The sequence below is a fragment of the Nitrososphaera sp. genome (assembly GCF_037447015.1).
Classification (GTDB): domain Archaea; phylum Thermoproteota; class Nitrososphaeria; order Nitrososphaerales; family Nitrososphaeraceae; genus Nitrososphaera.
This window is the reverse complement of record NZ_JBBIHK010000007.1, coordinates 1-22,873: the sequence shown is the minus strand read 5'-3', so window position 1 is coordinate 22,873 and position 22,873 is coordinate 1. Positions and strand designations below refer to the sequence as shown.

The 22,873-nt window shown below is 56.7% G+C and carries 20 protein-coding genes; 5 read left to right on the top strand and 15 right to left on the bottom strand.

Features of this window, described 5'->3' with window-relative positions:
• Window positions 1-25: 25 nt before the first annotated feature.
• From WKI84_RS04195 to WKI84_RS04175, 5 genes are all read right to left on the bottom strand, one after another.
• Window positions 26-166 (bottom strand): hypothetical protein, encoded by a 141-nt coding sequence (locus WKI84_RS04195; protein WP_337862272.1) that lies wholly within the window; start codon window positions 164-166, stop codon window positions 26-28.
• Between the two features lie 176 nt (window positions 167-342).
• A complete protein-coding gene (locus WKI84_RS04190; protein WP_337862271.1) occupies window positions 343-837 on the bottom strand; it encodes a hypothetical protein in 495 nt (164 codons plus the stop codon).
• A 5-nt stretch (window positions 838-842) separates the two neighbouring features.
• Window positions 843-2,915, bottom strand: a complete 2,073-nt coding sequence (locus WKI84_RS04185) for a minichromosome maintenance protein MCM (RefSeq protein WP_337862270.1) — start codon at window positions 2,913-2,915, stop codon at window positions 843-845.
• A 1-nt stretch (window position 2,916) separates the two neighbouring features.
• Window positions 2,917-3,447, bottom strand: a complete 531-nt coding sequence (locus tag WKI84_RS04180; protein ID WP_337862269.1) for a hypothetical protein — start codon at window positions 3,445-3,447, stop codon at window positions 2,917-2,919.
• A 339-nt stretch (window positions 3,448-3,786) separates the two neighbouring features.
• Window positions 3,787-3,987: a hypothetical protein gene (locus tag WKI84_RS04175; RefSeq protein ID WP_337862268.1), complete on the bottom strand. Its 201-nt coding sequence runs from the start codon at window positions 3,985-3,987 to the stop codon at window positions 3,787-3,789.
• A 226-nt stretch (window positions 3,988-4,213) separates the two neighbouring features.
• Between WKI84_RS04175 and WKI84_RS04170 the strand changes: the two genes are divergently transcribed.
• The 3 genes from WKI84_RS04170 (at window position 4,214) to WKI84_RS04160 (ending at window position 7,794) form a co-directional block, all read left to right on the top strand.
• Window positions 4,214-5,443, top strand: a complete 1,230-nt coding sequence (locus WKI84_RS04170; protein ID WP_337862267.1) for a Rieske 2Fe-2S domain-containing protein — start codon at window positions 4,214-4,216, stop codon at window positions 5,441-5,443.
• Window positions 5,444-5,505: 62 nt separating this feature from the next.
• Window positions 5,506-6,501: a replication factor C small subunit gene (locus WKI84_RS04165; RefSeq protein WP_337862266.1), complete on the top strand. Its 996-nt coding sequence runs from the start codon at window positions 5,506-5,508 to the stop codon at window positions 6,499-6,501.
• Window positions 6,502-6,789: 288 nt separating this feature from the next.
• Entirely contained in the window at window positions 6,790-7,794 is a 1,005-nt protein-coding gene (locus WKI84_RS04160) for a hypothetical protein (RefSeq protein ID WP_337862265.1), read from the top strand.
• Window positions 7,795-7,915: 121 nt separating this feature from the next.
• Here WKI84_RS04160 and WKI84_RS04155 read toward each other — a convergent pair whose 3' ends face one another.
• Window positions 7,916-8,188, bottom strand: coding sequence for a hypothetical protein (locus tag WKI84_RS04155; RefSeq protein ID WP_337862264.1), 273 nt, complete (start codon window positions 8,186-8,188; stop codon window positions 7,916-7,918).
• 185 nt (window positions 8,189-8,373) lie between these two features.
• Here WKI84_RS04155 and WKI84_RS04150 point away from each other — a divergent pair, with 185 nt between their 5' ends.
• Window positions 8,374-9,198 (top strand): pirin family protein, encoded by an 825-nt coding sequence (locus WKI84_RS04150; RefSeq protein ID WP_337862263.1) that lies wholly within the window; start codon window positions 8,374-8,376, stop codon window positions 9,196-9,198.
• Here WKI84_RS04150 and WKI84_RS04145 read toward each other — a convergent pair.
• Window positions 9,169-10,299, bottom strand: a complete 1,131-nt coding sequence (locus WKI84_RS04145) for a patatin-like phospholipase family protein (RefSeq protein WP_337862262.1) — start codon at window positions 10,297-10,299, stop codon at window positions 9,169-9,171. The genes WKI84_RS04150 and WKI84_RS04145 overlap by 30 nt on opposite strands.
• A 40-nt stretch (window positions 10,300-10,339) precedes the next feature.
• Window positions 10,340-12,679, bottom strand: a complete 2,340-nt coding sequence (locus tag WKI84_RS04140; RefSeq protein ID WP_337862261.1) for an FTR1 family protein — start codon at window positions 12,677-12,679, stop codon at window positions 10,340-10,342.
• Between the two features lie 407 nt (window positions 12,680-13,086).
• Here WKI84_RS04140 and WKI84_RS04135 point away from each other — a divergent pair, with 407 nt between their 5' ends.
• The gene (locus tag WKI84_RS04135) at window positions 13,087-13,218 is read left to right on the top strand and encodes a hypothetical protein (RefSeq protein WP_337862260.1); all 132 of its coding nucleotides are present in this window, start codon (window positions 13,087-13,089) and stop codon (window positions 13,216-13,218) included.
• Window positions 13,219-13,553: 335 nt separating this feature from the next.
• Here WKI84_RS04135 and WKI84_RS04130 read toward each other — a convergent pair whose 3' ends face one another.
• From WKI84_RS04130 to WKI84_RS04100, 7 genes are all read right to left on the bottom strand, one after another.
• Complete coding sequence (locus WKI84_RS04130) at window positions 13,554-14,159, bottom strand: 30S ribosomal protein S7 (protein WP_337862259.1); 606 nt, start codon at window positions 14,157-14,159, stop codon at window positions 13,554-13,556.
• Window positions 14,156-14,593, bottom strand: a complete 438-nt coding sequence (locus WKI84_RS04125) for a 30S ribosomal protein S12 (protein ID WP_337862258.1) — start codon at window positions 14,591-14,593, stop codon at window positions 14,156-14,158. Before WKI84_RS04125 ends, WKI84_RS04130 begins: the two co-directional genes overlap by 4 nt.
• Complete coding sequence (locus WKI84_RS04120; protein ID WP_337862257.1) at window positions 14,586-15,065, bottom strand: NusA-like transcription termination signal-binding factor; 480 nt, start codon at window positions 15,063-15,065, stop codon at window positions 14,586-14,588. Before WKI84_RS04120 ends, WKI84_RS04125 begins: the two co-directional genes overlap by 8 nt.
• 143 nt (window positions 15,066-15,208) lie before the next feature.
• Window positions 15,209-15,529, bottom strand: a complete 321-nt coding sequence (locus WKI84_RS04115) for a ribosomal L7Ae/L30e/S12e/Gadd45 family protein (protein WP_337862256.1) — start codon at window positions 15,527-15,529, stop codon at window positions 15,209-15,211.
• Between the two features lie 39 nt (window positions 15,530-15,568).
• Window positions 15,569-19,393: a DNA-directed RNA polymerase subunit A' gene (locus WKI84_RS04110; RefSeq protein ID WP_337862255.1), complete on the bottom strand. Its 3,825-nt coding sequence runs from the start codon at window positions 19,391-19,393 to the stop codon at window positions 15,569-15,571.
• Between the two features lie 19 nt (window positions 19,394-19,412).
• Window positions 19,413-22,766 (bottom strand): DNA-directed RNA polymerase subunit B, encoded by a 3,354-nt coding sequence (locus WKI84_RS04105; protein ID WP_337862254.1) that lies wholly within the window; start codon window positions 22,764-22,766, stop codon window positions 19,413-19,415.
• A gap of 9 nt (window positions 22,767-22,775) precedes the next feature.
• Window positions 22,776-22,868, bottom strand: a complete 93-nt coding sequence (locus tag WKI84_RS04100; RefSeq protein ID WP_337862342.1) for a DNA-directed RNA polymerase subunit RpoH/Rpb5 C-terminal domain-containing protein — start codon at window positions 22,866-22,868, stop codon at window positions 22,776-22,778.
• Window positions 22,869-22,873 lie beyond the last annotated feature (5 nt).

Genomic DNA, 22,873 nt, shown 5'->3' with positions numbered 1-22,873 from the left:
GCGGGCATTGATGCAAAGCCCGGCGTCAGGGCCGTTGTTTCTGCTGCTGTTTCTTTGCCAGCTCGATCACTTTTTCCACCAGGCTTGGCTCGATGTCCACCTGGTCGGCAATGTCCTGCAGCGCGTGGCCCCCTCGTAGAGGTTCATGATCTGCTCCAGCTTCCACCTGTCGATTCCAATGTGCACCAGTTTTGGAATATCTATAGCTATGGCAATGGTTCGACATGCATCGATTTATTCAGGAGGACTGCACTCCATTGCAAATGTACAGGGATGGAATATAGAGGCTGGGCAGGCATTTGCCCTCATCCAACCTGCAATCAGAACCGCCAACGAGCGTCGTCAATAGTTAAGAGAAGCAGGGGTTTCTTTTAGCAGGCGCAGCTGGCCGGAGAGCCACTTTATGTACGTCCTCTGCACCCTGCGCAATTCGATGGCCTGCTCGCACAGCGCCTTGACCTGCAGCCTGTGTTTGAACCAGCGGCCGCGGCTCCAGTGGCCCGCGATGTATGAGGGCGGATGCCCGTCCAGCATCTCTGCCGGCAGGCGCGCAAGCGCCCATATGTCGCACGCCTTTTCGCCGTGCGGGACGCCGCTGGCTCCTCCCTGCAGCAGGTGCACAAACTCGTGAGCGATGGTCATGTTCGAGGCGTTTGGCTGCAGGGATATCTGCCGGCGCCAGCTGCGCGCCGTGCCAAGCACCCGCCCCCTGCCGCTTATAAAGCCGCACGTTATCTGCAGGTCCTGCAGCTCTGGAAAGAGCCCGTAAACTTGCAAGACGCGTCCTTTGAAAGGAGGGCTGAACCTTGCCTCCGCCACCCTGGTAAAGCGGATCACTTTGATTATACCTTGACCCAGTGGCCGGGGCTGCGCTCGTATATCCTGCCTTCCCGGGAGAACTTGTTTATCTGGGTGCGCGCCTCTTCCTCCGTGAACCTGCCCGTCTTTACAAGCTCTGCCACGAGCGCCTTGTCCTCCACAGGGTTGTTGTCGCTTCCAGCAAGGCCGTTGAACACCTCCATGAAGAGCTTTTGCTTGGACACCTCAGACTGGGGCTTGCCGTACAGCACGCCCACGTCCATCTTGCCCGTGTTCACGTCCACGCCGGCCGTCTTGAGCATCTGGTCCACGAGGTAGATGGCCCTCTTGGCGTCCTCGCCCTCCACCCTGTCCTTGAGCAGGAGCCTTGCGCGCGCAGTAGCCAGCCTCACCAGGCCTTCCAGCTGCCTGGGAGTGACCGTTATCATGCCCTCCGACTCGGCGCGCCTCATGTCCATGTAGTAGCTGCGAATGATGTCTATTGCGTCCTGCGTCAGCACCGGCTCCCTGTTGCGGGCGTAGGCGAGGTACTTGCTAAAGAGGTCGATGTCGATTGCGGGCTTGGCCGCGTGCTCGACGTCCTTGTGTATTTCCAGGATGTGGCTTGCAATCAGGTTGTCCTTGTCCTTCTCCGGCACGTCGCGCACGATGAATATCAGGTCGAACCTGGTGAGCAGCGGGACTGGCAGGTTGACGTTTTCGGTGATGTTCTTGTACGGGTCGTACTTGCCGTACATCGGGTTTGCCGCAGAGAGTATAGAAGTGCGGGCGTTGAGGGTTGCGACTATGCCTCCCTTGGCGACAGAGCAGGTCTGCTGCTCCATCACCTCGTGCAGCGCAGAGCGGTCTTCAGGTTTTATCTTGTCAAACTCGTCTATACAGACGAGGCCTTGGTCGCCCAAAACCACGGCCCCAGCTTCGAGCATCATGATTCCGGATTTATCCCGTATGACCGCCGCTGTAAGGCCGGCCGCGGTCGATCCTCTTCCTGACGTATAGAGGCCGCGGGGCGCGATCTTGGCCGCAAATTTCAGCATTTCTGATTTGGCTGTGCCTGGATCTCCTACAAGCAGCACGTTGATGTCGCCCCTGCGCGTCGAGCCGTCTTCGAGCTTTTTCGTCACCGAGCCCACGATGAGCAACAATATTGATTCTTTGATGACCTCCTGGCCGTAGATGTGGGGCGCAAAGGACGCCACCAGCTTTTCGTACGCGTCAGGCTTGGCCGCTATGTTCAGGATCTGCTTTTCGTCCTCGGCGCTTATCGCTATTCTCTCTACAGTCCTGGTGTCCTTGCTCCCGGCCCTGCCGCCCAGGTACTCGATGTTGTTGCCCTCCATCCGCAGCCTGAACAAGCTCGTTTTGACCTGCGGTGCCAGCTGCTCCTGCTCTATCCTGATTATTCCGGTGAGCATTATCCTGTCGCCGGGCCTGCATTGGTCGACGAGATCGCCCATCACGGTCACCTCTACATAGTGGGGCAGCTGGCCTGCCGGCAGGTCCTCGGGCAGCTCTTGCAGGCGCACCATCTGGAAATCGATGAATATGCTGTTCTCAGGGTCCATGTCCAGCTCCTTTTCGCCGCACGCCGAGCATTTCAATGGCTTTTTCAACACCAGGCCCTTGAGCTCCGATTCTGTCACTGCGTTGCAGTTGGTGCACTTGTAGGCCACCTTTTTGGCAAGGGGCTTGACCTCCGACGAGCGCACGACCATCCCGGACACGCTGACAAGCTTGTCTATCAGGTCGGCGTTGATGTCCCGCAGCCCTTTCTGGACGGTATAGTTGCCTATCCTGACCTTGATCTTGTCGTGGATCTCTTGCTCGTAATCAGAGTTTATCTCGCGCAGGATAGAGAGCGCGGCCTCGTTGAACGCCTGCAGCATCTCGTCCGGCCTGTGGGTCAGGAGCTTGCCAAGCTCCGGATCAAAAGAGTCAAAGTCGATATAGTCAACGACGAGCGACTGGGCGTTTGACGCCATCATGTCCCGTATCCTGTCAAAATAGCGGTAGTTGCCCTCCCTGTCCTTGAACGCTTGGAGGAACTCTCTGAGGCGGTCTGCCAGTGCGGCTGTAGTGATCTGCTCTGCCGTCAACTTACTTTTTGATCACGCCCCCCTTGAAGCGCATCGATGCCTGATGGATGACGTTATAGAGCTCTTTTTCTTCCGCAGCTAGCTTGGCTTCAAGCTCGGCAGACAGCGGCGACCTTGCCGCCAGCTTTACTATCTTGCCAAGGCGCGACTCGACAAACGTGTTTAGCGATACGAGCAGGCTTTCCCGCTCCCTTTCCTTCAGCGTTTCCAGATAGTCGTTGACGCGCACGTAAAAGTCAACGTCGATGCCGGACAGGTCGTGGGGCCGGGCTATGCGCTCCCTGTTCAGCGTCCTTGAAATATAGCCGGCGACATCGCTTGGCTGGATCTCGACTGCGCCCTGCTCTGCAAGGATCTTGGCGACCCAGCGCGGGAGCGACGACATGTCGCCCTCCTTGGCGTCGACTGCCACGCTTCCGACCGCCATCTTGACGTCCTTTTTGTACGATATGCGGACGTCCTCGTTCATGTAGCCGATATGGTAGACCCCCTGTACAGCTTCAATCTTGGGTTCGGCAGGAGCATCGGCCATTGCAGGTAAATTGTAAAGGCTTGCCTTCGGTTATATTTTTTGTTGGGTCAGCTTTAGCCGCGCATCCAGCTAGTTTGAGCTATGAAAGCTTGTGTTTTGCAGGGTTTTACCCGGTCCAGCCAAGGACGTGCCAGCAGATCGGGCACTGGTAGCCTTCCGTGATTTCAAAGGTGGCGGCGCCGAAGGAGATATGCCAAGAAGCGTGGCCGTGCCTGCGCACGAGCCATAGCTCTCTCCCCTGCCAAGTATCAGGCGCTTTGTTTCAAGGTATGTCGCGTGGGGAATGCCAAAGTCCACGTCCACCATCTTGCTCCAGACAGAGTTGACAGTCACCGGCCATCAGCTTGCCTGATCCTTTGACAGTTTTACGACTGCAGTCCCGTTGACAAAGTGTGGCTCGACGCGTTCGATCTTTCTGTCAGGGATTACAGGGTCAAAGAAATCCCGAAGGCCGTGCATGTTTGCAAAGATCAGCAATGCCACTATCACACCCGTCGCAAGAAAGGACGACGCAAGTATGACGCCGTACTTTGTTGTCACGACGGAATGTACAGGGCCCGCAGGGCTTAATCCGTTGTCTTCATTCAGGCGCGCAGATCTGGACGGAATCTCTCTTTTTGCCTGAAACGATTTATCATCGTAGCATAGTGCAAGGAGGAGTCACCGGGCTGCCCGATTGCCCACCGTCATGGCAAATTTTGTCCCCGGCTGTCAGGAATCTTTATGAAAAACGCGTAAATATTTTCCCGCGCTATAACCAACAGACATGGCGACTGCAGAGGAGGGCTTTCGAAAGGTGGCTCTGAACGACAGGGATCTGAAGGAAGGCGGCCTCCAGAAGGTGGAGGTGGACGGCAAGCCGGTCGTCTTGGCAAAGGTGAACGGCAGGGTTTACGCGATGGACGCGGTCTGCTCCCACGAGGGCGGCCCGCTGGAAGAAGGGACCTTGCAGGGCTATGAGCTAAAATGCCCCTGGCACTATGCCATATTCGACGTGCGAAATGCAAAGGTCTCGGACCAGACGGTCTGGGCGACGGACCTGCAGTCATACCCGGTCAAGGTTGATGGGGCAACTGGCGACATAATGGTGAGCCTCCAGCAGGCAAAACCGGCTGACGGTGATGGTGGAGCAAGAGTAGGAGGTGCGACAGCAGCGCAACAACAGCAGCAAAGCAATGCGGAAGACACCTCAGAAAGCATGCAAAAGAAATACTATGAAGAGGAGGAAAGAAAAGCAGGCGGCAACAAGATTGTCCTAGAACTGCTTGCAAAGGAAAAGCTGGAAGGGACGGACATCATGACATTCCAGTTTTCAAGAGGCGGGCTGGACTACACGGCAGGGCAGTATGCGTTCTTCAAGCTGGACGGCGTTTCCGGCGACCCCAAGGGGCCGGTCAGGCATTTTTCAATCGCGTCTTCGCCGACCGAACCAGATCTGTTGACGGTAAGCACCAGAATCCGCGATACCCCGTACAAGCAGAGGCTGGCGTCGCTTGAAAAAGGCACCAAAGTCACAGTTTGGGGCCCGGAAGGAGACTTTGTCCTGCACAACGATCATTCAAGGCCGGCCGTCTTTTTGTCAGGCGGCATAGGCGTGACGCCATTTAGGAGCATGATCAAGTTTGCGACGGACAGGCAGCTGCCCGTCAGGATAGTAATGTTTGATTCAAACAGGAACCCGCAGAATATCCTGTACAGGGACGAATTTGACAGGTGGGCCGGCCAGAACAGGAACCTCAAGATAGTCCATACGATCACCGGCGAAAGCAGTCAGGCCACAGAGGAAGAGAAGGAAGAGGCCGAAGGCTGGAACGGAGAGCGCGGCCGGATCGACAGGGCCATGCTTGAGAGGCATTTGACAGAGGAGGAGATCGGCAGGGCGATATTCTATATCTGCGGCCCTCCGGGAATGCTAAAGGCCATGCAGGGGCTGCTTCAAAAAGAGATGCAGATTCCAAAGGACAGGCTCAGGGTAGAGGCGTTCACAGGATACTGACCGGCAACGTCTTGCAATAGCGCAGCAATCTATTAATCCGATGAAACCGCTCACAGGAGCGTTTGTCGTCGCCAGCAGCCAAAAAGACCGACCTTGCCAACCTGATGTGGACCGAGAAATACAGGCCGCAAAAGCTCGAAGACATTGTCAACCAGAAAGAGATCATAACAGGCATTACCAACCTTGTCAGGAGCCCCGACATACCCCACATGCTCTTTTCAGGGCCCGCCGGCGTTGGCAAGACGACTGCTGCGCTGTGCATTGCAAAAGAGATCCTGGGCGACGAGTGGCGCAAGAACACTCTGGAGCTGAACGCGTCTGACGAGCGCGGCATAAAAATGGTACGCGAGCGGGTCAAAGAGTTTGCCGCCTCTGTGAAACTTGCAAGCGACAAGGACTTTGGCAAGCCGAAAATAATCATACTGGACGAGGCAGACGAGATGACCTCGGAGGCGCAGACTGCGCTTCGTCGCATCATAGAGGACAGCGCCCGCACCACGCGCTTTATCATAGTCTGCAATTATCTTTCGCAGATTATCGAGCCGATACAGAGCAGGTGCGTCGTATTCCGCTTTACGCGCCTGCCAAAAGAAGATGTCATGGAGCATCTGGAGATGATCTGCGGTAAAGAGAAAGTAAAGTACGAGAAAAAGGCGCTTGAAGAAATTTACGACTCCACGGGCGGCGACCTGCGCCACTCGATAAACGTGATGCAGGCCGCAGCCGGCATGGGCGCAGTGAACACGGCAAACGTCTCTGCCGCCATCGGGATTTCTGGCAGGTCAAAGGTGGGCGACGTGCTGAAACTTGCGCTGTCAGGCAAGTTCAACGAGGCCAGGGCAAAGCTGCTAGAGCTGACCCAGGTGTACGGCATGTCCGAAACAGACTTTTTAAAGTACGCAAACCAGGAAGCCTACGATTTAAAGCTGGAAAGGCCGGACGAGCTTGCAGCCCTCATGGCAGAATACGATTACAGGCTTGCGTCCGGCGCCCATCCCGAGATACAGCTTGCGGCGTTTCTGGCCCAGCTTGCAAGGCTGAAAAAGAACCCGGCCTGATATTATTATTTTACAAAAAAATAACAATGCACGAGTTTTGCTAGTGTCAAGCAGAAGGAAACCACAGGGCACATTAGTTTGAATAACTGAAAAAAGCATTCCTATTTGGACAAAAGCTCAAAAGCAAGCTGACAGTGGGACAACAACGTGCCTAGTCGCACCACAGTGCTAATGATATCAGGCGTAGCCATCGGTGCCGTACTGGTAATCCTATTTTCAACAATGTCAATGATGTACCCGTCTGGTTCGTCAACTTTGAACCCTGCTTCTTTTCAAGATGACAAGGAAATGATGATAGTATTTTCAGGAGTGATCGATGGAACTAGGACGCAGATATACAGGGTCAATTCTGACGGCACCAACCTTACGAATCTTACAGGCCAGAATGCCGGGCTGTGGCACGTCAGACCGGCGGCGTCGCCGGACGGCTCCAGAATTGCATACGTGGGCATGGAGGGCCCTGCAGGTGCTCCAAACGGCGGCAGGCTGGTGCAGAACCTCTATGTCATGAGCAGGGACGGCACAGACAAGGTATTATTGGCAAACAACAGTGACGCCATCGGCCGCCACACATGGTCTCCAGACGGGAGCAAGATCGCCTACGAGGCTGATGCAGACATCTTTGTGGTCGGCGCGGACGGGAAAGATAATCCCATTAATCTGACAGATGACGGTGATGCAACGAATGATTTCAAGCCGACATGGGCATCAAGTAACAAGATTATTTTTGAAAGCATAGTCTTCGACAAAGACAAAAAGGTCTTTACGGAGTCGTCTTTTAAAGAAATTGACATCGACACCGGTAAGGCAAGAAAGCTGTTTGATTTTGACTACAACATCAGCGGTAGCCACGTTTGGTCGCCTGATCTGAGCAAGGTCGCCTTTTTACAGGCGGATGATGAATTTGGTCCCGCAAGCCTGTACATCATGAGCTCTGATGGCCATAACCAGACCCGATTGACTACGACAGGCGAGCTTTTGGGATTGATGGAAATGGCATGGTCGCCAGACAGCAGCAGAATAGCCTTTCAGACCGTCGCAGGAGATGGGCGCCAGATATACGTGATCAATGTCAATGACGGTTCCTATACAAACCTCTCCAATAGCAATGCGACTTTTGACGGCAATCCTGTCTGGTCGCCAGACGGACAAAAGATAGCCTTCACCAGAATAATCGCTGAAGGGGAGGCGGGAATCTATGTCATGAAGTCCGATGGCTCAAAGCAAGTAGAGATTGCAACGATGAAAACCCCAATCATAGATACGCCCCTGGATTGGCTACCGCAACGATAGAGATACGTCCTTGCCATCGCTTTTCATTGTCATCATCTCACCTTAATTTGATGCCCCGGCCCACAGTTTGACCAGATGTTGGATCGGTGTCGCTACTGCTAGCGCTGCTACAACGGACTAACTAGTATTCTTCTTCGAACTCTTCGCCCGACTCTTCTTCCTCTACTTCTTCAAAGTCCTCTTCGAGTGCCTCGCGCTCGTCGGCGCTCTTGTATGGCAGGTCGACCTCTCCGGGCACGCCGCAGACAGGGCACTTGAATTCCGTGGTCTGGCCCTCAAGGTCGAGGGGGAACTCTTTCTGGAAAACTTCGTCGCACTTTGAGCAAACAAGCGTTGTCTGTATGTTGTCCTGGCTGAACTTGTGAGCCTGCACCCGAAAAGAGGTGTTTGCCAATATTCGACTTGTTACTGCCATACTCCTTTTTTATAAGCGTTAGCGATCACGGTTAGCGTAGGCTTATCTGCTAAGGTTGTCGTGATGCACTTGGTAAGTTATTACTACCGTCCTTAAATAGGACGGCCACGATAATAGACGAGAAGAAAATGAATCGTTCTGTAAGAGATATTGTTGATAGCATCGTGACGCTCGAAGGCGAGGGCTTTTTGGTCCACAGGCCCCTGCCGCAGGGCAACTTGAGGCAGTTCGACCCGTTCCTGCTGCTGGACGAGATGGGCCCGATGGAGCTGGCGCCGGGCGAGGCCAAGGGGGCGCCCGACCACCCGCACAGGGGATTTGAGACGGTAACGTACATGCTGGCAGGCAGGTTTGAGCACAGGGATTCGCAGGGCAACTCGGGCAGGCTTGAGCCGGGCGATGTGCAGTGGATGACCGCCGGCGCCGGCGTCATACACTCGGAGATGCCTGAAAAAGAGTTTGCCCGCACGGGAGGAAGGATGCACGGGTTCCAGCTGTGGGTCAACCTCCCGAAAAAAGACAAGATGGCCAGGCCGAAGTACCAGGACGTCCGTGCAGAAAAGATACCCGTTGTTGAAAACAAGGACGGCGTAAAAGTGCGAGTCATTGCAGGCGAGGCGCTTGGCGCCAAGGCAGTCATAGACACGCATACGCCTATAATGTACCTGCACTTTACGATAAAGGCCGGCGCAAGGGTGGCGCAGCCCGTCCCAAAGAACTATAACGTCTTTGCCTACGTCGTGGAGGGAGAGGGCGCCTTTTCTACTGCCAAGAGAGTCGCAAAAAGGGGCCAGATGGTGATGTTTGGGAACGACGGCGACGAGGTAGAGATAACCGCCAAGACAGACCTTGACGTGCTGCTGATAGGCGGATTACCGTTAAACGAGCCGATGGCCCGCTACGGCCCGTTTGTCATGAACACAAAGGAGGAGATCCAGCAGGCCATAGAGGACTACCAGTCAGGCAGGATGGGCAAGATTATTGTCTAGTAGCGCCTCGTGCGCATCCTGCTCCCCCTGCCGTATCAGCTTTTTTATCGTCGTGGCCGAAAAGTCGGCGTCTTCAAAGATATAGTGCACGTCTTCTTTTCTTTCTATTTTCACCACGCTTTCAATGATTGTGCCCCGCTCCACCGTCAGCTCGTGGTACTCCCGCTCCAGCTCCCAGAACGCGGCCGTCAGCTTTTCACCTATCTTGGCATTGTTCAAAAGGTCGTGCATCCTGCGCATGAGGTCGAGGTAGCGCGTCATCACCTGCGACGTGTGTATGTCGTGGTCCGTCTTGTCGTTGTGCATGATGTCCCTTGCCCTGTGCCACGAGTCGGCCATGTTCTGCGGGAGCTTGTCCTGCCTTTTTGGGAAAAGGCTGACGATGTAGACGCGCTTGTCGTTTTCAGGCGATGCCCGTATCACGTCCCGCAGTGGAGTGTTGCTCACCAGGCTCCCGTCCCACAGGTACCTGCCGTCTATCTCCGCCCAGCCGATGCCGTAAAAGGGAAAGCCGGCGCACGCCACAAGGTGCTCGGCGCCCACCTGCCGCCGGCCGCTGTCAAACACCACCGATTCGCTCTTCTGCAGGTCGGTCGCAGTCGCGATGAGCCGGGGCGAGTGGCCCGGCGACAGCCTGTCAAAGTCGACGTACTGCGCAAGCGTCTTTTTCAGAGGGTCAAGGCTGTAAAGGTACGGCGAAACAAAGAGCGGGTTTGCGGCAAGGGGCCAGTAGCGCCACATCGGCGCAAACATGCGCGGGTTGCCGTACAGGGCGCTGACCGTAGAGGCCACCATGCCGCGCAGCTCGTCCGGCAGCGCCTGCGGCGTCAAATTTTCCACACAGGAGAGCCAGAAATCCTCCAGGTCCTGCGCAGGGTTTTTCGACCCTGCCACTATGCCGGCGTTCACGGCGCCTATCGACGTGCCGGCGACGATGTCAAACTTGATGCCGTGCTTGTCCAGCGCCTTGTAGACGCCGCACTCGTACGCGCCAAGCGAGCCGCCGCCCTGCATCACAAGGACGGTCTCGGACTTGGGCCTGTATATGTCTCTTATGGGCAGGCTCGGCTGCTGTTGTTGTTGTTTCTCTTTTTTCTCCACGTCAGCACATACCAGTATGCATCACGGTTTTAAAATAGTGCTAGTGGTCATCTATGTCGAGTTTGTTGTTGTTGGCGGCAGTAGCAGTAGTGGCGTCGCCGGCCTTGTTGCCCGGGGCAGTGGTAGTAGTAGTAGTCGACGAAGCGAGGTCGGCCCGGGACTTTCTTGAAGACTCGATCAGCTTTTTGCGCCGTGGCTGCAGGACGAGCACGTACATCGACCCTGCAAGGTAGACTCCAAGCAGCGCTACCTGCGCCACGATGCTCTCAAGTGTGGGATGGATGCCGGTCATCGTGGCAAGGTTGATGTCAAGGCGCGGGACGGTGCCTATCAGGTGAGTGGTCGGGATGTAGCCGACCTCCTGGAACTCGCGCACGGCGTTGCCCATGAACGCGATTGACATGTAGGCGCCGACGCCCATTGTGAGCCCAAACAGGACGCGCAGGGGCAGCTTTTTGCCCAGCCTGCGCACGAGGAACGTGACGCCGGTAATGATCGCAAGGCCCGACAGCAGGCCGGCCGCCACGTACCACTCCATGTATTTTGCAAACGACAGCATCGCCTGGTAAAATAGCACGGTCTCAAACCCCTCGCGGTAGACCGTAAAGAACGACAGCATGACAAAGACCATGACGCTGCCTGTCGTGGTGGCCTTCCAGACCTTGGCCTTGACAAACTCGATCCACTTTTTCGTCTCGACCTTGTTCAGTATCCAAAAGCTCACCCAGAACAGCACCGCCACTGCCGATATGCCGGCTATGGCCTCTATCAGCGACTTGCTGACGCCAGAGATCTCGATGATGTACTCTGCCGCAAACCAGGTCGCGGCCGTGCCGGCAAACGCAAGGACTATGCCGTAATAGACGTGTTTCTTGAAGCGCTCGTTGCGCGACGCTTCCAGGTAGGTGAGGATTGCCCCCAGTATGAGCGCAGATTCCAGCCCCTCTCTGAACACTATGGAGAACGACGTTGAAAACGCGATTGCAGGGGCAAGCGAGCCCGTGCCCGTCACGAGGCGCTCGGATTCGTCGAGGCCCCGGCGGATCTCCACCACCTTTGCGGCCACCTGCTCGTACGGCGCGCCTGCCTGCATCAGGTTGCGGAGTTCGGCAAACTTGATCTCCATTTCAAGCGTGAAATCGGGGTTTATGGGCCGGAGCGGGAGCTCGATGTTTTCGTAGCTGTCAAGGTATGCAGACCTTGCAGCCTGCATGGCGCCCTGCGAGTCGCCGGACTGGTAGATGTGGAGGACCTCGTCCAGCCTGACGCGTATCTGGTCGATGTTTATCCGCACCTCCTCCTTGGCCGATTCCGCCGCGTCGCCCCTTTCCTTCAGCGGCCCCTTGTAGGCGCCAAAGCCCTCGCTCAGGCCCTCGATGCTTGCAAACCGGCTGTTGCCGCCCTGTTGGGCGCCTGCCTCGTATCCCGGGTCGCCCCTGAGCATCCCTTCGGCGGTGTCAAGGCCGGCAAGTATCTCGCCCACGAACGAGCCTATTGCTTCAGGAGACTCGCGGTCGCGGATCTTTTGCCGCAGCTCTTCGCGCATCTGGATCTCTAGCTTTTCCTTGAGGGAGGCGTCGTGCTTTTCAAGCGGCGCTTCGAGGAACTCGAAATTATCAAGGTAGGCAGAGATGCCGCTCTGCTCGGCTGCCTTGTAGTCGCCGGCCCGCACCTGGTCCGTCAGCTGGCCGTACAGCTTTCTTATCTCCGCAAAGTACTGACGGTAGCCGCCGGACGACGACCCTCCTCCGGCGGAGAGGTTCTCTACAAGGTCTCGCTCGATGGCTGCCGCTGTCCGGGCCACCGAAGCAGGGTCTGATTTGAGCTGTATCGACGATTCCAGGTCGGAAAAGAAGGAATCGATCTCTGCCTGCCGGGCCTCATCCATCGAGCTTGAGATTGAAAGGTACTTGTCCCTGGCAAGGGCGGCAAGGCCGGCCGCGTTTTCATAGTCCACCTGCTGCGAATTCTGCTTGTAGAGCTGGTAGGACCGTGCAGCGTCGCGCAGCAAGAGCGCGGTAACCTGCGACACAAGGGCAGCATCAGAATCAGTTTCAAAGGCATCGATTGTGCGCTCTATTTCCTGCTGCAGCAGCGTCCCTTGCTGCGCAGAAAGGCTCCCGTCCTTGATCTTGAAGGCAAGATCGGTCAGCAGCGACTCCAGATGCGCTGCCTGCTTCTCGTCGGCTGCCTGCAGCTCGTCATTGATCGACGGGAAAATCGTAGCGTGGGAGATAAAGGCGTGCGCAAAGGCGCCATCTCTGTCGCCGGCCTCCAGGCTCTTTTGCGCCAGCATGACCTGCGCCCGTATCCTCTCGAGGTTTGCGGCGATTGCAAGCGAATCCTCATCCCCGGGCTGCGCCGACGCCAGCGGGATCATATTGGCCAGTAAGAGAAGCGCAAGCAGCAGGGACGAAATGACAGCTGTCCTAGTTTTGATCATTTTGTTAGCAGCCACGTACCCAGTGCCAGAGGCACAATTAGGTAAGCCTAACTCCACACTATATTTAAACCATGTTTGCGCACGACGCCCCGGCAGCACCGGATGAAAAGAAGCATCATTATCGTTTCAATGGTAATTGCAGCAGCGGCGGCGATTGTCAGCGGAATCGCAGTCGTATCGACCACAGGCACGGAAAAAAGGATGGCGACTGCCGCTACCGACAGCGGATGTCTCCCCAAGACTCTTGGTTCTGTTGCCGTCGGCTTTCCAGTAAAACAGCCTGTCGCGTCAAGTCTGCCTTCTGGCTATAACTTGGAGGGAGTGATGGAGGCCGGCGGAGTGGTGTGGGGGGAGACGTCGTCATGTTCTATGAGAACCATTCTCTCTGCCCTCTTACAGAATCGTTTAACGCCTTGGGCGGAAAGGGCATCATAGTCATCACGGTGAACAAATTGGATGAGATAAAAGAAAGATAGCACTGAATTCCATAATGCAAACTTGCATATTATGCCAGCCACACTGAAACAATCGCCAAAGTCCAGCCCGTTACAATAAACGGCAGCAACAAATGGATAGGATGGGAACCGTTTACGGGAACCGATGCTGTCACAATAGACGGCAAGGTTGTCAGTCAGGAACCGACGCAAATGCCTGGGTTTGTCACCTTTTATGACGACAATGACGGCATGGTTTATGGAATCCGGGCCAATCAGCCGCTGCAAGAGCTGGTCAATGTTGCAGAAGCCTGTACAGGTAGCCAATTTGTGACGCCAAAAAGTGAAAAAGAGGAAGAGAAAAGAAATGGCTTTTTTTACCGTGAAGCCATCGCGATTCTTTCTTGCTCGTTCTTTTTCTTGACCGCGTGGCTGGCCATGTCGTTGTTTGCGGCCAGGATTATCTCGCGGGCAAGTGCTTCCTCCACCGTCTGCGGGTTGCTGTAAGTAGACTCTTTTACGCCCTCTGCTATGAAACGCAGTGCAAGGTCAACCCTGCGCAGCGGAGCTACGTCGACAGAGACGTGGTAGACGACGCCACCGTACACGATCCTTGTCGTGTCCTCGTTTGGCGACGAATTTTCAATTGCCCTCACAAGGAGCTCGACAGGGTTCTTGCCAGTCTCGAGGTGGATTATGTCAAACGCGGTCCGGACCATGTTGAGTGCCCTTGCCTTCTTGCCGCCCATACGGCCGGTGTTCTTGGCGTATTTTTTGCCAAAGTGCATCATCTTGTTTGCGAGGCGCTCGACAATGTTGACGTCGGCCTTTTTCAGGCGCTGGTGCTCGTGCCTGCCAAACGTGTTTGGAAGCACGGCCGGCTTGAGCGATATCGCAGTCTTTAGTCCAAGGTCGTTGACGCCAATGTCCTTCATGTCCCACTTGTTGAAGAGCATGATGTTTACCTGTTCGCGGCCGCTCATCTTCTCGGCTTCTCCTTCTTGCCACGGACCAGCTGGTCCAGCGAAACGCCGTTTACTTTGAACACCTGCCACCTGACGCCGGGGATGTCGCCCATTGCGCCACCCATCGAGCCCCCGATGCCGCCGATGATGACCTCGTCGTGCTCGTCGACAAAGTTGAGCGCGCCGTCCTTTGGAAGGAACGCCGTCACCGACTTGCCGTTCTTGATCAGCTGCACCCTGACGCACTTGCGCACGGCAGAGTTTGGCTGCTTGGACTCGATGCCTACCTTTTCCAGCACTATGCCTCTTGCCTGCGGGGCCCCCTCGAGCGGGTTGGCCTTTTTGTCAAGCATGAGCATGCGTCTCTTGTAATACTTGTCTGCCCACCTGGCGCGGCTCTTCTTGTTGCGGAGCACGCCGCCGGCAAACAACCCTAGTGGAGATTTACCCATTACTCATATTCACCCTGTTTGTAATCTGCTGTTCCGGACTTACTATCAAAACACTGGATATATTGAAGTATCGCTTTGCTAGCAGGCGGGCCTTCTCTGCGTTCCTGCCCTCCCTGCCCACGACTGCGCCCTTCTTCCTCTGGTCAACAGTCACGATTGCCTGCTTGGTGCCGTCCATGCGGTCGTTTATGCGCACGTCGCTGACCATGTCGGCGTTGAGCATGTTGCGGATGAAATCGGCCGGGTTGTCCGAGAACTCGACCAGCTCGACCTTGCGTCCGACCACCTGCTGCAGCTGCTTTATCGTGGCGCCACCCTTGCCTATCGCAAGCCCCATCTGGCCTTTATTGACAACAAATATGACGCGGTCCATCTTGTCGTCGACTATGCAGTCACGGGCAGTCGCCGAAGTGACGCTGGAAAACAGCGATATCAGCTTTAGTTCGTCAGACGTCAGCTTTATTTCCGTCAAGTGCGAGTCCCTCTGCCAACAGCCGTAACAGGCGACGACAACAACAACTCAAGCACAGCTTGCAAGTACAATTTAAGTCTTGACGCCCCCAATTTTAAAAAGACAAAAAGAAGATAAAGAAAAGAGGGTCGTCGGCCGCTACCTCACTTGCCGCTGCCCTTTTGTTGCTGCTCGGCCATCACGGACTTGATCTCTGCGTCAGTCGTGCCTTTCAGCGCTATCGCAGTCACCCGGAAGGGCTTGTTGCACAGCTTGCCCAGCTGAACAGAGTTGCCATCAAACTCGTATACCTGGGCGCCGCCCGACCGGGCCTGCTCGTCCAGCTTGGCCCTGTCTGCAGCGTCCATCGACTTTGAGGCTATTATCAGCTTGGAGCCCTTGGCCGACTGGAGCACTTCGCGCACTCCGCTCTTGTACTTGTTGGCCGCAATGGCGTCTTTGACCACTTTTTCAATTGCCTTCATTTTTTACTATCACCATTTTTCTCCTTGTTATTCTTATTATTATTCTTCTTCCTTTTCCTTGTTGTTGCCTTCCTTGACCTGCATGTACAGGTCCACCATTCCAGTGCCGACGGGTACCGTGGCACCTACTATAACGTTTTCTGTCACGCCCCGTAGCGTCTCCACCTGGCCTTCAAGCGAGGCCCTTGCGATGGTCGGGACCGTGATTTCAAACGCCGCCCTTGCCAGCACCGAAGTCTTGGTCCCGGCGATGCCGTGCCTGCCTATCTGCTGGAGGTAGCCCTTTGAAGTCATCAGGTCTGCCACGAGCATGATGTGGCGCACGTCCACTTCGAGGCCCTGCTCTTCGAGCGTGTTCGTTATCTCTTTTACGAGCGCGGTCCTTGCGGCCTCGATGCCGAGCGTCTGCCATATCTCGTAGACGTTGTTGGTGGTTATCCGGGACAGGTCTATGCCGTCGACCAGTATCACCTTTGCCAGGTTCGAGCCGGCAGTCTGGATGACCCACTCGTCGTCCTGCTTGACAATGGTGACGCGCTCGATGTCCGGTACACCTTTTACCCGGGTGTTCAGAAGCTTGTTTTTCAGCGTGAGTAGCGTCTGCGCGTCGGGCTCGTCTGGCACGGTCACCTTGATGTAGCCCTTGCTCTCGCTCATCTTGACGTCGTACTTTTTCTTTGATCCTTCAAGCACCGCGTTGACCTCTTCCAGCGTGCAGCCGCGCTCTGCCAGCTTGGCTTCGGAGAAGTGGAACGTCAGGACGCCGGAATAGTCGGTCTCGCTCTTTTCTATGAGGTCGCCCACCTGCGTGTACAGGATTTCGCGGGCCACTTCAAGCGCCTTCTCGCGGGAATCCCTGTGCTCCTTGTCAAGGTAGATGTCCATAGTCGGCGTCACGGGCTTTTTCCTTGCGTCCACAAGCTCGATGAGCCTTGGCAGGCCGAGGGTCACGTTGCGCTCCTTGACGCCGGCAAAGTGGAAGGTGCGCAGAGTCATCTGCGTGCCCGGCTCGCCTATCGATTGAGCGGTCACGACGCCTATCGCTTCCCCGGGCTCTGCGAGGGCCTTGTTTATGAGGTCGAGCACCTTTTTGACCACCTTTTCTACGCCGTCCTTGGACAGCTTGTTCTCAAGCAGCGCCTTTTGCAGGTTTGCGCGCATCCTCGGGTTGAGGTCTGTGCCGTACTCCTCGATTATCCTGTTTATCTGGTCCTCAGTCGCCTTGCGGCCTTCGTCGACTATGGCCTCGGCCTCTATCAGGCGTGACAGGTTTGCGGCCTCGCCGTGGTCGCTCTTGGCAGGGTCGATGCCGTCCTCGCCGTACAGGTATTGCACGATGTTGGCGTGCGGGTCCCTCACGGTCTGGTCGTACTCTATCTTCAAATGCTCGAGCGCGTTGATGAGCCTCCTCTGCATGTAGCCGGACTGCTGCGTGCGCACGGCCGTGTCCACGAGACCTTCCCTGCCGCCCATGGCGTGGAAAAAGAACTCCAGCGGCGAAAGGCCGTCGCGGTAGTTGGATTTTACAAACCCCCTTGCGTCAGGGTTTGTCTCGCCCGGCTCATAGTGCGGGAGCGCGCGGTTGCGGTATCCTTTCTGGATGCGCTTGCCGCGTATCGACTGCTGCCCAAGCGCGGCAGTCATCTGGCCTATGTTCAGGGTCGAGCCCCTGGCTCCGGTCGAGGCCATGATGACGCCCGAGTTGTCGTCGGGGAACGCCCTGTCGGCGGTCCTGCCGGCCCTGTCGCGTGCGCGTGACAGCTCGTTTACCACGTAAAGTTCCAGTGCCTCTTCTGCGGCCAGGCCTCTCGTCAGCGGGAGCGTGCCGTCCTTGTACTGCTGTATCAGCTCGTGCACCTTGTCGTAGGTCTTTTGGATGATGTCGGATATCTCTTGCCTCGTCTCCGGCGGCAGCCACAGGTCAGAGTAGCCGTACGTGAATCCCCTGTGGGTGATGTACGTCTTTAGCATTATCAGGATAGAGTCGAGGAACTTTCTTGCGGCGTCCGTGCCATAGTCCTTGGCTATCCTGTGCAGCACAGAGTCTGGCTCCTCCGCGCCTATCGACGCCTTGTCGATGACGCCGGAGATCAGCTGGCCGTTCTTTATCACGACGTCCTTGCCCTCGCCCTTGGCGGCCTTGTTCCACTTGCTCGTTATGACAAAGTTAAAGTCCTTTGGCAGAAAGAGCGAGAAGAGCTGCCTGCCGCTGTAAAGCCTGGTGCCGTCCTTGGCAGTCACGGCCGGCTCTGGCAGAGGGCCCTTGTACCCTCCCACGAGTGCCAGGTTGGCGAACTCGTCTCGTGTCAGAACCGTGTTGTCCCGGGTCAGCATGAAAGCGCCTGTGATAAAGTCGCGCAGGCCGCCAATGATTGGGCCGCCGTACCTTGGCGATATGAGCTGGTCCTGGACGCGCATCAAAAGCGTCGCTTCTGCGCGGGCTTCCTCGCTCTGCGGCACGTGCAGGTTCATCTCGTCTCCGTCAAAGTCGGCGTTGTACGGCGGGCAGACTGCTGGATGCAGGCGGAACGTCCTGTACGGCAGCACTACCACCGAGTGGGCCATTATCGACATCCTGTGGAGCGACGGCTGGCGGTTAAAGATGACAATGTCGCCGTCTGCCAGGTGGCGCTCGACGATGTAGCCGGGCGCAAGCGAGTCTGCTATCGTTTTCCTGTCAGTCACATAGTCGAGCCTTATCTTGACGCCGTCCGGCCTGATGATATAGTTGGCGCCAGGGTACGTGTTGGGGCCGTTGGTCACAAGCGCCTTTAGTTTTTCAAGGTTCCACTGCGAGACCGTTTCAGGAATGGTGAGCTTCTTGGCGACATCGACCGGCACGCCCACGTTTGAAATCGCAAGGTTCGGGTCAGGCGAAATCACGGTCCTGCTTGAAAAGTCGACGCGCTTGCCCGACAATGATCCGCGGAATCTGCCCTCCTTGCCCTTCAGGCGCTGCGTCAGCGTCTTGAGCGGCCTTCCTGAACGGTGGTGGGCCTGCGGGATGCCCGACACCTCGTTGTCAAAGTACGTCGTAACGTGGTACTGCAAGAGGTCGACGAGGTCCTGCACGATGAGCGGTGGAGTGCCTGCCTCCTTGCTCTCCTTCAGGCGCTGGTTGACGCGGATAATGTCCACGAGCTTGTGCGTAAGGTCGTCTTCCGACCTGATGCCTGTTTCAAGTATGATGGACGGCCTCACAGTCACGGGCGGCACCGGCAGCACCTGCAGCACGAACCACTCCGGCCTTGCAGTCGACGGGTCGTAGCCCAGCAAAGCAAGGTCTTCGTCCGGGATGTGGCTGAGGCGCTCCCGGATGGTTATGGGCAGCAGGCGGTTCTCGCCAGCCTCCGTCCGCTCTACGAATATGGTCGGCTTTGTGAATATCAGGTCATACTGTTCTTTGCCGCAGTGCGGGCAGCTCTTGATCTTTTTGGCCTTTTCGATGATCTCCTCCTTGATGTTTTCAAGAGTGATTACCGCGTATGGCGCCTTGCTGTCCCTTATGCCCTTGAAATACGCGAGATCCTCGGGGTCGAGCTTGATCCTGTTGCACGACCTGCAAGTCGTCAGCAAAAGTTTGTGCACGTCGTCCACGAACGCGATGTGCAGCACCGGCTCGGCAAGCTCGATGTGCCCGAAATGCCCGGGGCACTTGGCAGACGTGTTGCCGCACGTGGCGCACTTTTGGCCCGGCTCGAGCGTCCCAAGCCTGTTGTCCATCAGGCCGCCCTGAACCGGCATTCCATCCTCGTCGTACGTCTCTGGCGCAGTCACCTCTGCGACCGAGAACTTGCGCACCTCGGTTGGCGACCAGACGCTGAACTTGATACCACCCAGAACCTTGGCAGACTCTTCCATCATCTCTACACCATTACCTCCTCTAGACTTTCTCCTTGGCTATCAGCCTGGGAGCGACGTTAAGGCTCATCATCTCCTGCAGCAGCAGCTTGAACGCGTAGGCGATGACGACTGATGATATCTTGGCTTTCTCACCGCAGACGCGGCAGACGTAGCGCCTCTGCTTCACGTCATAGTACGCAAGAAGCCCGCAGCGCTCGCAGACGTGCACCTCGGCCTTGTCCGACTCTTCCAGGAGCCGGTCCTTGAGCATCATTGAGGCGCCGTAGGCGATGAGGCAGTCGCGCTCCATCTCGCCGAACCTGAGACCGCCGCCTCTGGCGCGGCCCTCTGTCGGCTGCTTGGTCAGCATCTGCACCTGGCCCCTTGCCCTGCTGTGGATCTTGTCTGCAACCATGTGGTGCAGCTTTTGGTAATAGACTACTCCGACGTACACGTCGGCGGGGAACCGCTTGCCGGTCCTGCCGTCGTACATCACTTCCTTGCCGGTGTACTTGAAGCCGTACTGCTCCATGACGCCCTTGATGTCGTCCAGCTTTTCGCCCAGGAACGCCGAGCCGTCGACTATTTTTCCGCGCAGCGACGCGGCCTTGCCGCCAAGCGACTCCATGAACATGCCCACAGTCATCCTGGAGGGGAAGGCGTGCGGGTTGATCATGACGTCGGGCACCAGGCCGTCCTCTGTGTAGGGAACGTCCTCCTGGTTGACCAGCATACCGACGACCCCTTTCTGGCCGTGCCTTGAAGCGAACTTGTCGCCTATCTCGGGTATGCGCATGTCGCGCACGCGGATCTTGTACATCTTGCCGCCCTCTACTGATTGAGTGATAATGACGGTGTCGACGACGCCGTTTTCAGACGGCCTCACGCCTACCGACGTGTCGCGCCTGTACGGCCCCTTGACTTCAAACTCTTTGTACTCTTCCATGAAGCGGGGCGGCGAAGTCCTGCCGATCAGTATGTCGCCTCCGTTGACGACGGCCTCGTGCATGATGGCGCCGTCTGCCTCCAGCAGGCGGTATGCCTTTTCACCGCGGTAGCCACGGATGTTGGCGTCTGCCTGCGGCACCTCAAACGTGTCCTTCATGCCGCCGGGATACTGCTTGGCCTCGGCCTCGTAGATGCGGTAAAAGAACGTCCTGCCAAGGCCGCGGTCCACAGACGACTTGTTGAACACGACAGCGTCTTCGATGTTGTAGCCTTCAAACGGAAGCACTGCCACGACGCAGTTCTGGCCGGTCGGCCTGTCTTCGAGGCCGAGCAGGTTTATCGCCTTTGTGCTGACGATTGGCACCTGCGGATACAGCATGAAATGCTGGCGCACGTAGGTGCTTGCGTTCATAAGCGGAGTCGAAAAGCCAAGCGACTGCTTTGCCATGGCGCTCTCGTAGGTGTTCCTTGGAGACTGGTTATGCTCAGGGTATGGTATGATGGACGCGCCGACGCCCAGGATGGCCGACGGGAATATCTCTAGGTGCGTGTGCTTGGCAGGGTCTATCTTTTTCGGGTCCATGGCGATGAACAGGTTCTCCTCCTCGTTTGCGTCCACGAGCTCGACCACGCCCATGTAGAGCAGATCCATCCAAGACAGGAATTTCTTGGACACCTTCTCGATTATCTCTGTCGTGATGAGCGGCCTGCCGTCCTTTAGCACGACGAGCGGGCGCAGGACGCGGCCGGCGTTGCAGCTGATGTACAGCCTCTTGGTCGCGTTCTCGTTCTGCGAGCTGTAGAGGTAGACGCCCACGTGCGGGTGCACCTTGCCCGACCTCCTCATCGAGCGGAGGGTTTCGACCAGGTGCTCGCCCTTCTCGGCGTAGCCGATGAGCCTCCCGTCGACGAAAACGCGGGTGCCCTGCGCTCTGAGCTTCTCGTTTGCCTCGTCCACATTCTGCACGCCAAGTTCGTACAGCTTCTCTGTGACTTCGGCAGACAGCACGTTTACAGAGATTATCGCAGAGAGCGCCAGGTTCTTTACCAGGCCGCAGTTGGAGCCTTCGGGGGTCTCGGCGGGGCAGATCCGGCCAAAGTGCGTGGCGTGCAGGTCGCGGGCCTCAAAGTTGGGCTGGCTCCTGCTCAGCGGCGACTGGATCCTGCGCAAATGGCTGATCGTGGACATGTAGTTGGTGCGGTCCAGAAGCTGCGTCACGCCTACGCGCCCGCGGCCCCAGTTTCCGGTAGCGATGGCGTTGTTCAGCTTGTCAGAGACGATGCCCGGCCTCACTGCGGCGGCAACTGCGTTGATTCCCCTCTTTTGGCCCGAGCGCTCCAGCTGGTACTTCATGTCCCTGATGAGGTTGCGGAACGCCGTCCTGAACAGGTCTGCAAGCATCTGACCTGCAAATTTTATCACTTTATTGCCATAGTGGTCCTTGTCGTCGGCCTCTATCCAGCCCTGCTTTAGCTCGACAAGCTTGCAGGCAGCCTCGCCCAGGAACAGCGCCTTTTCGTGCCTGTTCTCAGGGTTCTTGCCGATGTGCGGCAGGAGGCCCCAGTCGAGCAGAGTCTCGGCGCGCTTGATCTGGAACTCTTCGAGCATGCCTGGCGCAATCCTCTTTGAGATGTAGACTATGGCGTCGCGGCTGGAAGAGACGTCGCCGGCCTTTTCAAACGAAGGCTCGAGCTCGTCCTGAATCTGCTCGTTCAGAGAGACCGAGTCTGCAATGTCCTTGTCGGACTCGAGCCCGAGCGCGCGGATGAGCGTGATGAGGGGTATGTCGACAGGCGAGCCCGGTATCTTTGTCACAATCGACCCGTCGGGCCTCATTATAAGCTCCAGCTTGGCCCTGTAGCCGACGATGGAAGAGTAGACCTTGGCCTTGTACAGCAGCGTGCCCGTGGTCTCTTCAGTGTCTACGATTATCTTGTTGTACGAGAGGTCTTCAAGCCCGACGATGACGCGCTCTGACCCGTTGATGACAAAGTATCCTCCCGGGTCGCGCGGGTCTTCGCCAAACTCGACAAGCTTGCTCTCCGGCAGGTTATGGAGCAGGCAGGTGTTGGACTTGACCATCACCGGCATGTCGCCGATGTGGATAAAGCGGGATTCAAGTATCTTGCCGTCTTCGACGACAGAGCACTCGAGCATTATCGGAGAAGCGTAAGTGAGGTTGCGCAGCCTCCCCTCCATCGGGGCGACGTGTGTGATAGAGCCGTCAAGCTCCATTATCCTCGGCTGCTGCAGTTTCACCTTGCCAAGCTTGATCTTGTAAGGGTATTCGGCGGTCTCGATTTCAATCTCGCCGACTTCGTCGATGATGCTCTGGAGACCGCGCTCCATGAACTCGTTGTAAGAGTTGAGGTGCTGCCTTGCGACTCCTTCCCTGCGCAGAATGTCGTTGATAATAGGCCACATCTCGATAGAGTTCTCTATCATAATCCCTTCTCAACCTTCCACCACGTAGCGGTAATATACACTTTCACCCGCGGTCGGGCTCTTTCTCGTGATCTTGATCACGTCGCCGGGCCGGACGTCCAAGTCTT

Bases quoted from the DNA above. Each gene is read 5' to 3' on its own strand.
- WKI84_RS04180 (WP_337862269.1), bottom strand. From the start codon at position 3,447: ATGGCCGATGCTCCTGCCGAACCCAAGATTGAAGCTGTACAGGGGGTC.
- WKI84_RS04170 (WP_337862267.1), top strand. From the start codon at position 4,214: ATGGCGACTGCAGAGGAGGGCTTTCGAAAGGTGGCTCTGAACGACAGG.
- WKI84_RS04160 (WP_337862265.1), top strand. From the start codon at position 6,790: ATGATGATAGTATTTTCAGGAGTGATCGATGGAACTAGGACGCAGATA.
- WKI84_RS04140 (WP_337862261.1), bottom strand. From the start codon at position 12,679: ATGATCCCGCTGGCGTCGGCGCAGCCCGGGGATGAGGATTCGCTTGCA.
- WKI84_RS04130 (WP_337862259.1), bottom strand. From the start codon at position 14,159: ATGAGCGGCCGCGAACAGGTAAACATCATGCTCTTCAACAAGTGGGAC.
- WKI84_RS04125 (WP_337862258.1), bottom strand. From the start codon at position 14,593: ATGGGTAAATCTCCACTAGGGTTGTTTGCCGGCGGCGTGCTCCGCAAC.
- WKI84_RS04115 (WP_337862256.1), bottom strand. From the start codon at position 15,529: ATGAAGGCAATTGAAAAAGTGGTCAAAGACGCCATTGCGGCCAACAAG.
- WKI84_RS04110 (WP_337862255.1), bottom strand. From the start codon at position 19,393: ATGATGGAAGAGTCTGCCAAGGTTCTGGGTGGTATCAAGTTCAGCGTC.
- WKI84_RS04105 (WP_337862254.1), bottom strand. From the start codon at position 22,766: ATGATAGAGAACTCTATCGAGATGTGGCCTATTATCAACGACATTCTG.